Source organism: Maritalea porphyrae, assembly GCF_030159895.1.
Classification (GTDB): domain Bacteria; phylum Pseudomonadota; class Alphaproteobacteria; order Rhizobiales; family Devosiaceae; genus Maritalea; species Maritalea porphyrae.
The window spans coordinates 1,508,061-1,522,210 of record NZ_BSNI01000002.1 but is presented as its reverse complement, the minus strand read 5'-3'; the positions used below and the strand labels follow the sequence as shown (position 1 = coordinate 1,522,210).

The 14,150-nt window shown below is 50.4% G+C and carries 14 protein-coding genes; 5 read left to right on the top strand and 9 right to left on the bottom strand.

Annotated elements, in window-relative coordinates:
- The 7 genes from QQL65_RS10815 to QQL65_RS10785 form a co-directional block, all read right to left on the bottom strand.
- A complete protein-coding gene (locus tag QQL65_RS10815; RefSeq protein ID WP_348529148.1) occupies positions 1-312 on the bottom strand; it encodes a cation:proton antiporter in 312 nt (103 codons plus the stop codon).
- Entirely contained in the window at positions 312-791 is a 480-nt protein-coding gene (locus tag QQL65_RS10810) for a Na+/H+ antiporter subunit E (protein ID WP_284364405.1), read from the bottom strand. The genes QQL65_RS10815 and QQL65_RS10810 overlap by 1 nt, the downstream gene beginning before the upstream one ends.
- On the bottom strand, positions 788-2,401 hold the full coding sequence (locus QQL65_RS10805; protein WP_284364403.1) for a proton-conducting transporter transmembrane domain-containing protein: 1,614 nt from the start codon (positions 2,399-2,401) through the stop codon (positions 788-790). Before QQL65_RS10805 ends, QQL65_RS10810 begins: the two co-directional genes overlap by 4 nt.
- Positions 2,402-2,418: 17 nt before the next feature.
- Positions 2,419-2,796, bottom strand: coding sequence for a Na+/H+ antiporter subunit C (locus QQL65_RS10800; RefSeq protein WP_284364400.1), 378 nt, complete (start codon positions 2,794-2,796; stop codon positions 2,419-2,421).
- Positions 2,796-3,221, bottom strand: a complete 426-nt coding sequence (locus QQL65_RS10795) for a Na(+)/H(+) antiporter subunit B (protein ID WP_284364397.1) — start codon at positions 3,219-3,221, stop codon at positions 2,796-2,798. The genes QQL65_RS10800 and QQL65_RS10795 overlap by 1 nt, the downstream gene beginning before the upstream one ends.
- The gene (locus tag QQL65_RS10790; RefSeq protein ID WP_284364395.1) at positions 3,218-5,620 is read right to left on the bottom strand and encodes a putative monovalent cation/H+ antiporter subunit A; all 2,403 of its coding nucleotides are present in this window, start codon (positions 5,618-5,620) and stop codon (positions 3,218-3,220) included. Before QQL65_RS10790 ends, QQL65_RS10795 begins: the two co-directional genes overlap by 4 nt.
- 171 nt (positions 5,621-5,791) lie before the next feature.
- The gene (locus QQL65_RS10785; RefSeq protein WP_284364393.1) at positions 5,792-6,418 is read right to left on the bottom strand and encodes a GNAT family N-acetyltransferase; all 627 of its coding nucleotides are present in this window, start codon (positions 6,416-6,418) and stop codon (positions 5,792-5,794) included.
- A gap of 196 nt (positions 6,419-6,614) precedes the next feature.
- Between QQL65_RS10785 and QQL65_RS10780 the strand changes: the two genes are divergently transcribed.
- The 3 genes from QQL65_RS10780 to QQL65_RS10770 all read left to right on the top strand — a co-directional run bounded on the left by QQL65_RS10780 (position 6,615) and on the right by QQL65_RS10770 (position 10,076).
- Positions 6,615-8,687, top strand: a complete 2,073-nt coding sequence (locus tag QQL65_RS10780; protein ID WP_284364392.1) for a S9 family peptidase — start codon at positions 6,615-6,617, stop codon at positions 8,685-8,687.
- 114 nt (positions 8,688-8,801) lie between these two features.
- On the top strand, positions 8,802-9,398 hold the full coding sequence (locus QQL65_RS10775) for a superoxide dismutase (protein ID WP_284364390.1): 597 nt from the start codon (positions 8,802-8,804) through the stop codon (positions 9,396-9,398).
- A 117-nt stretch (positions 9,399-9,515) separates the two neighbouring features.
- A complete protein-coding gene (locus QQL65_RS10770) occupies positions 9,516-10,076 on the top strand; it encodes a response regulator (RefSeq protein WP_284364388.1) in 561 nt (186 codons plus the stop codon).
- Positions 10,077-10,086: 10 nt separating this feature from the next.
- Here QQL65_RS10770 and QQL65_RS10765 read toward each other — a convergent pair whose 3' ends face one another.
- Together QQL65_RS10765 and QQL65_RS10760 are read right to left on the bottom strand one after the other, a co-directional pair.
- Entirely contained in the window at positions 10,087-10,650 is a 564-nt protein-coding gene (locus QQL65_RS10765; RefSeq protein WP_284364386.1) for a hypothetical protein, read from the bottom strand.
- Positions 10,651-10,659: 9 nt separating this feature from the next.
- Positions 10,660-12,213, bottom strand: a complete 1,554-nt coding sequence (locus QQL65_RS10760; protein WP_284364384.1) for a helicase HerA-like domain-containing protein — start codon at positions 12,211-12,213, stop codon at positions 10,660-10,662.
- Positions 12,214-12,397: 184 nt separating this feature from the next.
- Here QQL65_RS10760 and QQL65_RS10755 point away from each other — a divergent pair, with 184 nt between their 5' ends.
- Positions 12,398-12,724 carry a heavy metal-binding domain-containing protein gene (locus QQL65_RS10755; RefSeq protein ID WP_284364382.1) on the top strand — a complete coding sequence of 109 codons (327 nt, stop codon included), beginning with the start codon at positions 12,398-12,400 and terminating at the stop codon, positions 12,722-12,724.
- An 86-nt stretch (positions 12,725-12,810) separates the two neighbouring features.
- The gene (locus QQL65_RS10750) at positions 12,811-14,148 is read left to right on the top strand and encodes a TIGR03808 family TAT-translocated repetitive protein (RefSeq protein ID WP_284364380.1); all 1,338 of its coding nucleotides are present in this window, start codon (positions 12,811-12,813) and stop codon (positions 14,146-14,148) included.
- Positions 14,149-14,150: the final 2 nt, after the last annotated feature.

Here is a 14,150-nt window from a genome sequence, read left to right as displayed (position 1 = left end):
TTAGTTTCCTTCCGATTCTGATTGGTTGGCGCGAATTTCCCAACGCTGTAAGATGTAGCGCGCAAAAGCAACGGTTGCCAAAAAGCCCACTAGGCCAAGTGAAATGGCGATATCAAGGTAAAGCATATAGCCTGTTTTGATGGCAATCACGGCGATGAAGCCAATACCTACCGATACAAGCATATCTAGCGCCAAGACGCGATCTGGAAGTGTGGGACCACGCACAATGCGTATGATCACCAGCAGCATCGCTAGCGTGAGCACAACAAACGAAATAGCGACTGCATATTCGAGAAAAGCCAAGCCTGACATTATTCGAATACCTCCATTATCTTCGCTTCAAAGCCGGTAGAGATGTCTTTGATCAACCCGCGTTTGTCTGGCGCAGAAATAGCATGCACATAAAGGACAGATCGGTCCTCCGCCACATCAACGCTAAGCGTGCCAGGCGTAAGCGTGATAAGGTTTGCTAATAGCGTGATCTCCATATCTGACTTCACCCGCAGCGGGAACGCAATTATGGCAGGTTCAAGCGACTTCTTCATGTTTGGCGATAGGACTAGGGCCATAACTTTGATCGAGCTGAGCACCAGTTCGTAGAGAAACAGCAACGCCAAGCCAATGATCTTTGGCACTTTGGACAAGAATTTAGGGCGAGTGATTTGGAGCCGGATGACCCAAAGCGCAGCAACACCAATTGCGCCGCCAAGCAATAAATTACCGAGACTGAATGTCCCCGTGATTGCAGCCCAGGTGACGGCTAACAAAACTGCGATGGCTAGAAACGTCATTGAGTTCTCTCCCCAAATACTGAGGTGACGTAATCACCGGAACTACGAGTTACATCGTTTGCCGACTCGATACCGGCACGGATATACATTGAGGGCCAAAGTCCAATTGCTACAATCAATGCAACCAGTGCTGCGGTTGGCCATAGGCCCCAACGTGTGCCTCGCCGATCCAACATCTTTATTCGATCGTTTGGCATTTCCGACTGACGGCCCTCGCGGCCATTGCGCCAGAAAATATGCGCCCAAAGTCGCGAACCTGCAATAGACGTCAGGATCGAGTTAAGGAGCAACGCGCCAACCACCCACCACTGGTGAACCGCTAGGCTGTTTTCCGCAAGTGTCAATTCTATACCAGATTGCACAAGCACAAGCTTAGGCCAGAAGCCTAAGAATGGCGGCAGACCTGCTGCGGCAAATACCAAAACAAGGAACAGAATTGAAAGTGGTGAACTTGCCCGATATAGCCCGCCCAAATGGCGAATATCAGATGTGCCGCCCATTCGTTCAACAAGACCAACAGTGAGATAGAGCGCTGTCATGGTGAGCATCGAATGCACAGCATAGAGGCTGGCACCAAGAATGCCGCGGGAAGAGCCAAATGCCAGGCCAGCCATCATTGCGCCGATGCCACCCATCACCAGAAAGCCTAGAGCGCGTCTTGCATTTGTTTGGGCTAATGCCCCAAGCGGCGCAAGCACCAAAGTGAAAACTGCAACGGCCATAATCAGAATTTGGAGTTGCCCATGCGACTGTGGGATTAGCATCAAATGAACGCGCAATAGTGCATAGACGCCAACTTTTGTGAGCAAACCAGCAAATAGCGCTGAAACAGCGGGATCAGGCGCGTGGTAGGATGCAGGCAACCAGCTGTTTACTGGGAATGCTGCGGCTTTCATTGCAAATGCAAGAAAGAACAGTGCTGCAACAGAAGCAATTGCGCCATTTTCAACAAGCGGTGCTTTGACCATGATGTCGGCCATATTCAAAGTACCGACGAGACCATAAAGATAGGCGATGCCGATAAGGAAGAATGTGGTCGCGAGGAAGTTGATGAAGCCATATTTGATCGCGGCATCGAGTTGAATTTTGCGTCCGCCAATGACCATCAATCCAAAGGAAGCAATCAACATCACCTCGAACCAAACATACAGGTTGAACAGGTCGCCCGTAAGGAACGCACCCGACACCCCGGTTAGAAGTATCAGCATCAATGGATGGTAGCCATATTTGGTCTCGCGGGCTTCAACCTCGCTTTGAACAAACAAGACCACCACGAGCATGACGACGGTGGAAACCAACGCAAACAGCGCGCCTAAGGCGTCAGCGGTAAAGCTGATACCAAATGGTGGCAGCCAATCGCCCATCGTCATCGTCAATGGACCCTTGGCGAAGACAGTCTGCAGAAGGCTGAAATTCGCAAGCAATGTGGCGATCAAAATCGCAAATGAAAATGGCGCCTGCCACTCGGTGCGATTGCGCAACATCAGCAAAATTGCGGCGCCAACCATGGGCAAAGCGATGGGCCACACAATGACCCAGTCTGCTGCAGACGTGGCGACGTCCAGCATGGCTGGCGGAAGATCTTTTGGTGTCGCTGCGGAACTAGCCATCTTGCGAGCGCCCCTTCTTAATAGCTCAGCGGTGGACGCGGACTATCGTCCGGTTCGGCCACGCGCATAGTGTCAGTGTTGTCGGCGTTGAGTTCTTGATAGGCGCGGTAAGTTAGCACCAAAAGAAACGCGAAAAGCGAAAAACCGATCACAATCGCTGTCAAAATCAGCGCCTGCGGCAACGGGTTCGCAATTGCTTCAAGGGGTTGATACTCCCCCTCCGGCACAATTGGTGGCACCTCGCGCGTCACGCGTCCAACGGTAAAGATCAATAGGTTTACAGCGTTACCTAAAATCGCGATGCCCAGCAGCATCCGAATAAGAGAACGTGAAAGCAGCAGATAGATTGCAACGGTGAAGAACAATCCAATGAGAATAGCGAGTGCAGTTTCCATTACTTGTCGTCCTCATCTTCTTCTAGCGCCAAAGCAATTGTGGAGATTGCGCCCAGAACCACAAAGTACACGCCAATATCAAAAAGCATTGGTGTAGATAGCGCCAATTCTGAGCCGTCGCTGAGGTTGATAAACAACCACAGCCCTTTAAGGAACGGCACTTCAACGAACAAGGACATGAAGCCGCTCAGCGCTGCGATAAACACCCCAAACCCTGCGAAAGTGATAGGATGGAAAACCAGCGCGCGACGCACTTCAGCAACGCCTGCAGAAATGCCGTAGATCGCAATTGCCGACGCAGCGATCAGACCACCAATAAACCCGCCGCCGGGTTCATTGTGGCCGCGCAACAGAACGAAGATCGAAAACACAATCATCAATGCAGCAAGATATGGGGCGATGGTGCGGAAGATCACTGTATTCATGATGCGCTCCTCGTCTTTCTAGCGCTGCTTGTGGCGCGTTTCACCGCCTTCTTGATGGCACCGATACCACGCTTGGGTCCGCCTGCACGGATGCGGATTAGGGCCAAAATGGCGATGCCTGCGGTCATCACAACGGAGATTTCGCCAAGCGTATCAATTGCACGATAATCAACAAGAATGACGTTCACGATATTACGGCCATGGGCAATCGGCACGCTGGTCTTGGTGAAGAACTCAGTCAAGGTCGTATCAAGATCGGTTTGCAAAACTGCAAGCAACAACATGGTCAAGCCAATGCCACACACAAGGGCCAAGCCGCCATCGCGAATGACTTCCTCAAAGACACGATTGTCGCGCTGGTCAAGGTGAAGCTTTGTCATCACCAACGCAAGGATAACAACAGATAGCGTTTCAACCATGAATTGGGTGAACCCAAGATCAGGCGCGCCCAAAAGCAAGAAAATTAGCGCTACCGCAAAGCCCTGCACCCCAAGCGATACAATCGCGACGAGGCGCGTGCGGCCAAAAACCACTGCCAACAAGCCCAGCGCAGCGATCAGCAACACGCCCCATTCCTGGAACCGCAGTTGCGGCAATACGTCAGGCATAGGTGGAATGCTGCCAGTGAGCACCATTGGCGCGTAAACAGCTCCAGCAAGCGCAACAAATACCAAAATCAAATAAAGCTCTAGGCGGCCATGCTGGATGATGCGCGTGATCCAGTCGGCGAAACGCACTAGGCCAAACATAAATTGATCGAACCCTTGGTCCGGCCCCCAAGTCCATACACGCGCAATGCGGCGCAAAATGTCGCGCACTGTTTCGAGCTTCCAATGGATTAGACCGCCCAAAGCCCATGTGGCAATCGAAAGCCCAAGAGGAATAGGATCAAAGTGCAGGCCAAGATGATTGGAGACTTTGTGGTTGTAGACAGCGCTCGCAGAAGGCGAGAAGAACCAATCTCCGAATTGATAAATAAACACACCAGCTGCAATGCCTAGAACAGCTAAGATTGCAGGTCCCGCCAACATCGAAAGTGGCGCTTCATGTGGGGACTTTGGTGTCGCAATGCGCGGCCCCAAGAATGGTTTGATCGCAATGGCTGCGCCCGCCGCCATCATTAGTGCGTTACCGACTAGCGCAACGATTGCAATTAGCCAATGTTGCCACTCGAATGTTTTGGCTATCAAGTAAATCTCTTCTTTGGCAAAGAAGCCAAGCGATATTGGCAATCCCGCCATTGAAAATGCGGCAAGTGCTGCGCCAAAGAATGTTATCGGAAGCTCTTTTGCGATGCCTGAAACTTCGGTGATATCACGTGTACCCGTTTCATGGTCGATTGCGCCAACCACCATAAACAAGCCGCCCTTGTAGAACGAGTGCGCAACCAAAAAGAGCATAGCCGCGAGAATTGCTTCTTTGCTGCCCGCGCCAATTAGCATCACCAACATGCCCAAAGACGCCATTGTGGTGTAGGCGAGCATTTGCTTCATGTCTGTTTGGCGCAGGGCCAACAAAGCTCCGGTGATTAGGGTAATGCCACCCAAGATCGGTAGCGTGACCTGCCATTCAATTGTGCCACCCAAGATTGGATTAAAGCGCGCGAGCAAATAGACCCCCGCTTTCACCATTGTTGCAGAGTGTAGGAAGGCTGAAACTGGAGTTGGCGCTTCCATGGCGTTAGGCAACCAGAAGTGGAACGGCACTTGCGCAGATTTTGTGATCGCACCAAATAAAACGAGGATAAATACCGGTAGGTAAGCACTGTGCTCTGCCATAAACCCTGGATACTGCAGCATTGTGCTGATGTCCAAAGTCCCCATCGAGAAGCCGATTAAGACCAAACCTGCCAAAAGCAGCAATCCACCGCCGCCAGTGATGACCAACGCTTGAATCGCTGCCCGACGTGACGCTTGCCGTGAATGATCGAAACCGATCAGCAAGAACGAAGTGATTGAAGTGAGTTCCCAAAACACAAACAGGGTGATGACATTGTCAGCCAAAACCAACCCGAGCATTGAGCCCATGAACATCAGGATGAATGCATAGAAGCGCCCCAAATGTTGATGTCCACTTAAGTAACCACCCGAATAGATGACGATGAATGTGCCAATTCCCGAAATGAGCAGACCAAAGACAAGGCTCAAACCATCAAGGTAGAAACTCAGCTCAATTCCCAGCATTGGTATCCAAGGAAGCGCAAAACGTAGCTTTTCGCCCTGTGCAATCAAATCAATAAAGCTGAAGATATATGCGAAAATACTTGCAGGAATAAGTGCTAAAACCCAGCCCGCGTGCTGAGGCACAAAACGCTTCACCAAGGGCGCGACAAATGCAGTTAAAAATGGTGCAATCGCAACGAGCAACATAGAGAAACTTTGCGCTTGTGTCGGTATCATTTGTGCCCCTTGATCTCATCATCTAGCGCGAACGAAACGCTCAAACGCAACGCAGTTTGCCGAATCATCCCACACGTGGTTGGTATTTGACCCGTACAACCAGCTACGGACAAGGCTTGCAACCGGATTAGCAAGTAAAAACAGTGTACAATCCGGCAAACTAGGTAGTGGCTATGCGCGCGGCAGCGTTTTGCCGAGAAATATGGCGCCGTTATCAGCAATTTCTTTGAATCCAAGCGCTTTGTAAAAACCAATAGCATTTGAATTTTGCTTGGACACCCCCAGATGAACTCCGCTAACGCGCGATGACTGGAGTTTTTCGCACACCGCTTCAATCAATTTACGCCCAAAACCCGTTCCCTGTGCTTCTGGAAGTAGATTGATGTGCAAGTGGGCCGGGTAGAGTTCGGCGAACTTGGGTGCTGCCTGTTTTTCATTGGCGATGGCTTCCCACCCAAGCCGATCATGCTTCGTCTTGGGAACAATGCCCTGTAATCGCTGCGCGACCAACGGCCACCAATTGTCATTTTGCCAGCGCTTGAATACTTCAGTGTTCGGGGCGGAAACGATGTAGCCCAATAATTTGGTGTCTTTTTCGATCACAAAGCAAAAACTGGGATCAAAATGCAGATATGGCGTTGCCCAGATTATTGCTGGCAAATCGGGAATTGAATAAAGGCTAGAAGCGTCTTTCCCGCTATCTGCGGTTTGAAGACAGATATTTGTGACCTGACGCTCATCAGCTTTGTTCGCAACGCGAAGCGATATCTCATTTGGGTGCGGCGACGTATTCATCATCAATCCCTGAACCGAATGGTTGCCATCTTTCACACAATAGTTAGTGTGTCTTTTCGCGGCGAATCCTTAAAAATCGTCCAATCAGAACCATATGTGACGGCGCAGGTCGACACGTTGCGATCTGAAATATCGTAAAAACTGAAGCATTGCGAACAGCGTTCTCGAATGTATCGCGCCAGTTGATGAAGGAAAACAAATGGGTCACATCAATCCGCCAATTGCAGAAACTCGGCCACATTTCAGCGAAAACCATGGATATAAGCGTAACGATGTTTACCACTGGTTGCGCGACGAAAACTGGCAAAAGGTCATGCATGACCCTTCGGTTTTGCGACAAGATATTCGAGACTACCTAGAAGCGGAGAACGCCTACTTTGACCAATTCATGGATGCGCATGAAGAGCTCAAAGACACGATTTACAAGGAAATCCGTGGCCGCATCAAAGAGGACGATACCTCCGTTCCCTTTAAACACGGGCCATATGCATATTTCAGCCGCACGTTAGAGGGGCAACAATATAGCCAGCTTTGTCGCACAGATCGCGACGGCGGAAATGAAACTGTACTGCTTGATCAGAACGTTGAAGCGGGCGACGGCTATTTCCGCTCGGGCGGCGCTTCGCATTCTCCAAACCACAAATATCTGGCATGGTCTTGTGACCGTAAGGGTTCTGAATACTTCACGATTTTTGTGCGGGATTTAGAAACAGGCAAAGAACTAGAAGATCAGATTATCAACACGTCGGGCGGCACCGTTTGGGCCGCCGACAGTCAAAGCTTCTTCTACATTGTCCAGGACGAGAACCATCGTCCACACAAAGTTTTCCAACATAAACTCGGTGACGATGCTTCCAAAGACCGCCTCGTTTATGAAGAAAAGAACCCCGGCTTCTTCCTTAGCCTGAACAAAACCAGCTCCAGCAATCTGATTTTGATTGATGCGAACGACCACATTACGAGCGAAATTCGCTACATCCCCGCGGACAAAGCGGACAGCGAACCCGTTCTTGTTGCCGAGCGTGTTACCGGTCGCGAATATGGTGTCGAAGATGATGGTGATACGCTTTACATTGTCACCAACGCTGACAATGCCATCGACTTTAAAATGGTCACCGCGCCCCTCACTTCGCCAAGCGCTGAAAACTGGACTGACTTAATTGAGCACCGGCCAGGGGTTTTGCTTCAAGGCTATTTCTTGAAAGATGGCTTTTTGGTTCGCAAGGAGCAGTTTGAAGGACTGCCGCGTATCATTGTGCGCAATCTGGAAAATGGCGAAGAAGAAGCGATTAGCTTTGACGAAGAGGCGTACACTCTGTCCGTGGCAGGTGGCTATGAGTATGACTCAAGTGAGATCCGCTATTACTACTCATCGCCGACCACGCCGTCTCAGGTTTTTGACTATGACTTAAAAACCAAAGAGCGTGTGCTGCGCAAAACTCAAGAAATCCCATCTGGTCACGACCCAAAGAAGTACGTCACACGACGTCTGTTCGCCACAGCGTCAGACGGCGAGCAAGTGCCGGTTACAATCTTGCATTTGGCGGACCTGGAATTGGACGGCACTGCGCCTCTGCTGTTGTACGGGTACGGATCTTACGGGATGTCGATGCCTGCAGGATTTTCTGAGAATAATCTGTCGCTTGTTGACCGTGGCGTTGTCTATGCAATTGCCCACGTTCGAGGTGGCATGGAAAAAGGCTATGCTTGGTACACCAATGGCAAGCACAAGCACAAAACAAACACGTTCGATGATTTTATCGCTTCGGCCAATATGCTAATTGAAAAGGGATATACGGCAAAAGGCAAAATCGCGGCCATGGGTGGATCCGCCGGTGGTATGCTGATGGGCGCCATCGCCAACAAAGCGCCAGAACTATTTGGTTCGATTATCGCTTTGGTGCCATTTGTCGACGTGTTGAATACGATGCTGGATGACACGCTGCCCCTCACCCCACCTGAATGGCCGGAATGGGGAAATCCTATTGAATCAAAAGAGGATTACGAGCGCATCGCAGCTTATTCGCCTTATGACAACGTGTCCGCACAAAACTATCCGGCGACATTTGTTATGGCTGGTTTAACCGATCCGCGCGTGACCTATTGGGAACCAGCAAAGTGGGTTGCGAAACTGAGAGTGACAAAAACGGACGATAACCCACTGATCCTTAAGACCCATATGGGTGCGGGACATGCGGGTATGTCCGGGCGGTTTGAGCGAATTAAAGAAGTCGCGATGGCCTATGTTTTCGCATTGGAAACTACAAAATAGTGCGGATTTAAAAAGTATTTTCTTATTGAAGTATTGTTGTCGCGCTTCTGTGGGCTTATAACTCTTGTGGAAACGCGGCAAAATCGCTGAAAAAGCAAAAAAATGGAGGCACCTATGTCTTTTGAACTTCCTGAACTGCCATATGCATATGATGCTTTGGCTCCATATATGTCAGCTGAAACTCTTGAGTTTCACCATGACAAGCACCACCAGGCCTATGTAACCAACGGCAACAAGTTGCTTGAGGGTTCTGGCCTTGAAGGCAAGTCACTTGAAGATGTTGTGCGTGAAAGCCATGGCAAAAATGCTGGCTTGTTCAACAACGCTGCGCAACACTACAACCACATCCATTTTTGGAAGTGGATGAAAGCAAATGGTGGCGGCGCAATTCCGGGTGAATTGGAAGCCAAGATTATCTCAGATTTGGGTTCTGTTGCAGAATTCCGCGAAGCATTTCTAAATGCAGGCGCGACACAATTTGGTTCTGGATGGGCATGGCTTGTTTTGAACAATGGCAAGCTTGAAGTCACCAAAACACCAAATGGTGAAAACCCATTGATTCACGGCCAAACACCGTTGCTCGGTTGTGATGTTTGGGAGCACTCCTATTACATTGACTACCGCAATGCGCGCCCGAAATATCTCGAAGCGTTCTTTGATTCTATGATCAATTGGGAATATGTAGCCGAGCTGTTTGACGCAGCAAGCTAATCCCTTTCAAGACTTTAGTCTTTTAGCCCGCTCCGCGCCCTGCTGAGCGGGCTTTTTGTTTGAAATTGGGGAAATTGAATTCTTCCCTTCTCTCGACACACCTCCAGGTGTTAATATTTGATTAACCAAAGAGGTGGTGTGTTGCGTACGCTTAAAGTTGTTGGAATTGTTGCACAAAATAAGGCGTTGGGCTCGATTTTGGCTATGATGCTAAAAGATACCCCTGACGTACGCGTGCGCGTTTTTGAAACCCACAAGGCCCTGCAGGTCTATTTGCGCATCGCGCCAATTCATCTGTTGCTGTGCGACTATCAGCTTGACGACATGAGCTGCCCGCAACTGGTTTCATCAGTGAAATCAAACCCACAAATGCATACTGAGAACATGCAAATCATTGCACTAACGCGCAAAGTCGATCGCGCAATGCAACGCCAAGTTGGCCTTGCTGGAATTGACGAAGTCATCGTAAAGCCGACGTCTCCTGCTTATATTCGCGAGCGTGCAATTGCACGACTAGAACAACCGGCAAAGTACAAGCGTGTTCCGGCGCAAAATAGTGGCCTTGCTGCCCGTGTCGATGCTTATATCGAGACGATCGCGCAAAATCGCGATTTGCCGGAAAACGTGGTTCCACTGTTTGGACAGAAGCAACCAGAGCAACACCCTGAACTGGTCTAACAGATTGTTGCTAGGCGAGTAGCTCCGAAAGTTTTTCCCAACCTTCTTCAGGCGTCCTTGCGAACATCAGCCGTTCGGCAGCGCGTGGCGCACCAGCCGAAACAATCTCCTGCACAAACCCGCGCAATAGCAAAAACTCATCACGCGGGGAGATACACAAGAGCGGTTTGTACCCAGAGTACACCCAAACTTCCAAATAGCGTTCAAGGTCGGAAAATGCTGGCGGCATTACCCAGAAATGCCCAACATCTGTGAGCGTTTTTTCAGTTGCAGAAGCGCCAACCTCAACTATTTCAGCGCCTTCTGGCCGGGCAATACCTTCATGCTCAGCGTCGGCATAGATTTTGACTTGTCCGCCGGTTGACAGTGCACCTGTTAGCAAAGCAATTCCAACTTCGCCTTCGGGCTCAGTGCAAACAATTCTCGATCCTTTACTGGCGATGAACTCGCCACAACTATGCGCCTCTTCCACATGGATTTGCTGGTTTGCACGCCCAATTGGTGCAAGAAAACCCGCAGGCGTGTCGATAGTTTGTAGCTTGGCCAACTTGGCTTTTGAACGTCGTTTGAGCAATTTCAAATCCTATCGACCGCGTTTGAGGCTGCCAAGAATCCCACGCACCAACTGGTTACCCAATTGGCGGGCCACGGTTCGGGCGAAGCTATTGATGGCTTTTTCTGTGGTTGTTTGACGAGAACGTGATCGACGGGTCTTTGACCGCGAACGCTTGGTCGGCCGATCATCGCGATAGTCGTCATTGTAGCCTGAGCGAGAGCGCTTCATGCGACCATATTCTTCGCGTTCCATTTCTTCACGTTCACGCTGGCGTTCTTCTTCGAGACGACGCTGTTCTGCGCGTTCGGCCAACACTTCAGCTGCAGATTCGCGATCAATCGTTTCGTCATAAAGGTCAGCCATCGGGCTGCTGCGCAGAATGGCCCTGCGCTCACTGTCAGTAATTGGGCCCAATCGCGAAGATGGCGGGCGCATCATGGTGCGCCCAACAATTGAAGGCACGCCCTTTTTTTCCAAAGTGGATACCAAGGCCTCACCAACACCAAGCTGTGTAATCACTTCTTCAGTGTCAAATTCGGGGTTCGGGCGGAATGTATCGGCCGCAGTGCGCACCGCTTTTTGCTCCCGCGGCGTATAGGCGCGCAAAGCATGCTGTACGCGGTTGCCCAACTGCGCCAAAACAGGATCAGGAATATCGAGCGGATTTTGCGTTACGAAATAAACACCGACACCTTTTGAACGCACCAACTTGACCACCTGCTCAACCTTGTCCAGCAAGGCCTTCGGCGCGTCGTCAAACAGCAAATGCGCTTCATCAAAGAAGAACACAAGGTGTGGCTTGTCTGGGTTACCTACTTCAGGCAACTCTTCAAACAGTTCAGACAACAGCCATAGCAAAAATGTTGCATAAAGACGTGGCGACTGCATTAACTCGTCGGCGGCCAAGACAGATACAAAACCACGGCCGTCTTTGTCGGTACGCATCAAATCACGAATGTCGAGTGCGCGCTCGCCGAAGAAATTCTCTGCGCCTTGTTGCTCAAGCACCAACAATGAGCGCTGAATTGCACCAATCGACGCCCGTGACACGCGTCCATATGTTTTGGAAATCTCGTCTGAGCGTTCATCGATCTCCACGAGCAGCGCGCGCAGATCTTTCAAATCTAGCAGCAGCAACCCTTCATCGTCGGCAAGGGCAAACGCTATGTTGAGCACACCTTCTTGCACGTCAGATAGGTCAAGCAAACGCGAAAGCAGCAAAGGACCCATATCTGAAATCGTAGCGCGGATCGGGTGGCCTTTTTTGCCGAACAGGTCCCAAAAGATGGTGGGGAAACTTTCATAGACATAGTCGCCAAACCCGATATCGGTGGCGCGTTTTTCCAAAAAGTCTTTGGTTTCGCCAGTCACTGCGATACCCGACAAGTCGCCTTTTACGTCAGCGCAGAAAACAGGAACACCTGCACGGGAAAAGCCTTCGGCCATCACCTGCAAGCTAACAGTTTTACCAGTACCGGTGGCTCCTGTGATCAAACCGTGCCGGTTGGCTAGCTTGAGATTTAGATATTCACCTTTGGTGCTGGTCCCCAAATAGACCGTGCCGTCAACAAACCGTTCCATCGTTGCCCTTTGCATGTTGCCTGGCGCTATATAAAACGCTCAACCCAGCAATCTCAATAGATTATGCGTATCTTGTGGCAGCAAAGCGGCTTTTTTAACAGAACAAATTTTGACCAAGGCTTGGAATGGCGAAGGTTTAGACCTATTTGGTGTAGCAACAAACAACACTGCATTTGGGGGCAACATGCTAACAACAACCACTGACACGCTCGAAGGCTTCGAAGTAACTGAGTATTTGGGCATCGTAATGGGCGAAACCATTTTGGGCGCAAACATCATCCGCGATCTAATGGCCACTGTGACCGACTACATTGGTGGACGTTCAGGCGCGTACGAAGAAACCCTGTCAAAATCGCGCAAGGCAGCGCTTGAAGAAATGACTGACCGCGCCCGCATGATGGGTGCAGATGCGGTCGTTGGTGTTGATTTGGATTATGAAACCGTTGGCGCACGCGGCGCTATGTTGATGGTGACATGTGCAGGCACTGCCGTCCGACTTCGCAAGCTCTAAGTAACCCCATTAACGCCAACAACAAGCTTTGATTGCACCGAAGACCAATTGATGGTCAATTTCAGGACAACAGAGGAGTTTGGTGCATGATTTCGCGACGCGGTTTACTCACATTTGCTGGTGCCGGATTTGGCGCGTTGACGTTCGCCAACAAAGCGATGGCGCAGTTTGGCGCAATTGACGCCAGTGCAAATGGCGTAGTCGCAAACACTGGCAGCGATATCTCCAGCGATTTGTCCGCGCTCCTAGAAAAGGCTGCGAGCCTATCCCAACCCGTCTATTTGCCCGCCGGCGAGTATTTAGTCAGCAACATTTCTTTGCCCTCTGGCACCGCACTCTATGGCGCGCGTGGCAGCACCCGCTTGCTGGCGTCTCGTGAAGGGCCAATCCTTGCAGGACAAGGGACAAGCCGGCTCAGCCTTCACGATATCGCATTGGTGGGCACTGGTGGCGCACTTGCAGACCCAAGTTTTGGCCTTTTGGACTTCGTAAACTGCGAAGATGTTTTGGTGGAACAATGCCACTTTGAAACTGCTTCGTCTTACGGCATTTCACTATACGGTACAGGCGGCACCATCACTGAAAACCGTTTTGAAAAGATCGCCAATGCAGCGATAAAATCTGTCGATGCAACTGGGCTATCAATTAACGATAATTTCGTAGACGGCTGCGGCAATAATGGCATCCTCGTTTGGCGCAACGACAATGGTCACGATGGAACAATCGTCACAGGCAACCACATCAAAAATATCGACTGGAAGAGCGGTGGCAACGGACAAAACGGCAATGGAATCAACGTGTTTCGGTCAGCCGATGTAATTGTTGCGAACAATGTGATCACCGACTGCACCTTCTCTGCCGTAAGGGCAAACGGCACAGTAAATTGTCAGATAGTGGGCAATAATTGTCGCAATTTGTCTGAAGTCGCCATTTTTTCGGAATTTGAATTCTCCGGCTCAATTGTTGCGCAAAACATCATTGACGAAGCCGCACAAGGCATCTCCATCACCAACTGGAATGATGGCGGTCATTTGGCCGTGTGCGCCAACAATATTGTGCGCAATATTTGGGCAAAAAGCCCAACCAATCCTGACACATCACCAGTGGGCATTGGCCTAGAGGCGGACATTGTGGCAAACGGCAATGTTATTGAGAATGTGCCCGGAACCGGCATGGCTGCAGGCTGGGGGCCGTATATGCGAAACCTAACACTCACCAACAATCTGGTGCAAAACACGCATATTGGCATCTATGTTTCGGTGGTCGAAGGTGTTGGGGCAGCCCAAGTCAAAGACAATCAAATCAGCAACGCAAAACGCGCACCAATTGTTGGCGCGCGTTGGGATGATATTGTTGAATTGGATTTGCAAAAAGCTTCGGCCAAGTATGCCCAGCTCGTCGTTGCAGACAATCAGTTTAGCTAGTC

What these genes read in the sequence shown, in the direction of transcription:
- QQL65_RS10775 (WP_284364390.1), top strand. Translation starts at nt 8,802, where the DNA reads ATGTCTTTTGAACTTCCTGAACTGCCATATGCATATGATGCTTTGGCT.
- QQL65_RS10795 (WP_284364397.1), bottom strand. Translation starts at nt 3,221, where the DNA reads ATGAATACAGTGATCTTCCGCACCATCGCCCCATATCTTGCTGCATTG.
- QQL65_RS10780 (WP_284364392.1), top strand. Translation starts at nt 6,615, where the DNA reads ATGGGTCACATCAATCCGCCAATTGCAGAAACTCGGCCACATTTCAGC.
- QQL65_RS10800 (WP_284364400.1), bottom strand. Translation starts at nt 2,796, where the DNA reads ATGGAAACTGCACTCGCTATTCTCATTGGATTGTTCTTCACCGTTGCA.
- QQL65_RS10750 (WP_284364380.1), top strand. Translation starts at nt 12,811, where the DNA reads ATGATTTCGCGACGCGGTTTACTCACATTTGCTGGTGCCGGATTTGGC.
- QQL65_RS10805 (WP_284364403.1), bottom strand. Translation starts at nt 2,401, where the DNA reads ATGGCTAGTTCCGCAGCGACACCAAAAGATCTTCCGCCAGCCATGCTG.
- QQL65_RS10755 (WP_284364382.1), top strand. Translation starts at nt 12,398, where the DNA reads ATGCTAACAACAACCACTGACACGCTCGAAGGCTTCGAAGTAACTGAG.
- QQL65_RS10815 (WP_348529148.1), bottom strand. Translation starts at nt 312, where the DNA reads ATGTCAGGCTTGGCTTTTCTCGAATATGCAGTCGCTATTTCGTTTGTT.
- QQL65_RS10785 (WP_284364393.1), bottom strand. Translation starts at nt 6,418, where the DNA reads ATGATGAATACGTCGCCGCACCCAAATGAGATATCGCTTCGCGTTGCG.
- QQL65_RS10760 (WP_284364384.1), bottom strand. Translation starts at nt 12,213, where the DNA reads ATGGAACGGTTTGTTGACGGCACGGTCTATTTGGGGACCAGCACCAAA.
- QQL65_RS10790 (WP_284364395.1), bottom strand. Translation starts at nt 5,620, where the DNA reads ATGATACCGACACAAGCGCAAAGTTTCTCTATGTTGCTCGTTGCGATT.
- QQL65_RS10810 (WP_284364405.1), bottom strand. Translation starts at nt 791, where the DNA reads ATGACGTTTCTAGCCATCGCAGTTTTGTTAGCCGTCACCTGGGCTGCA.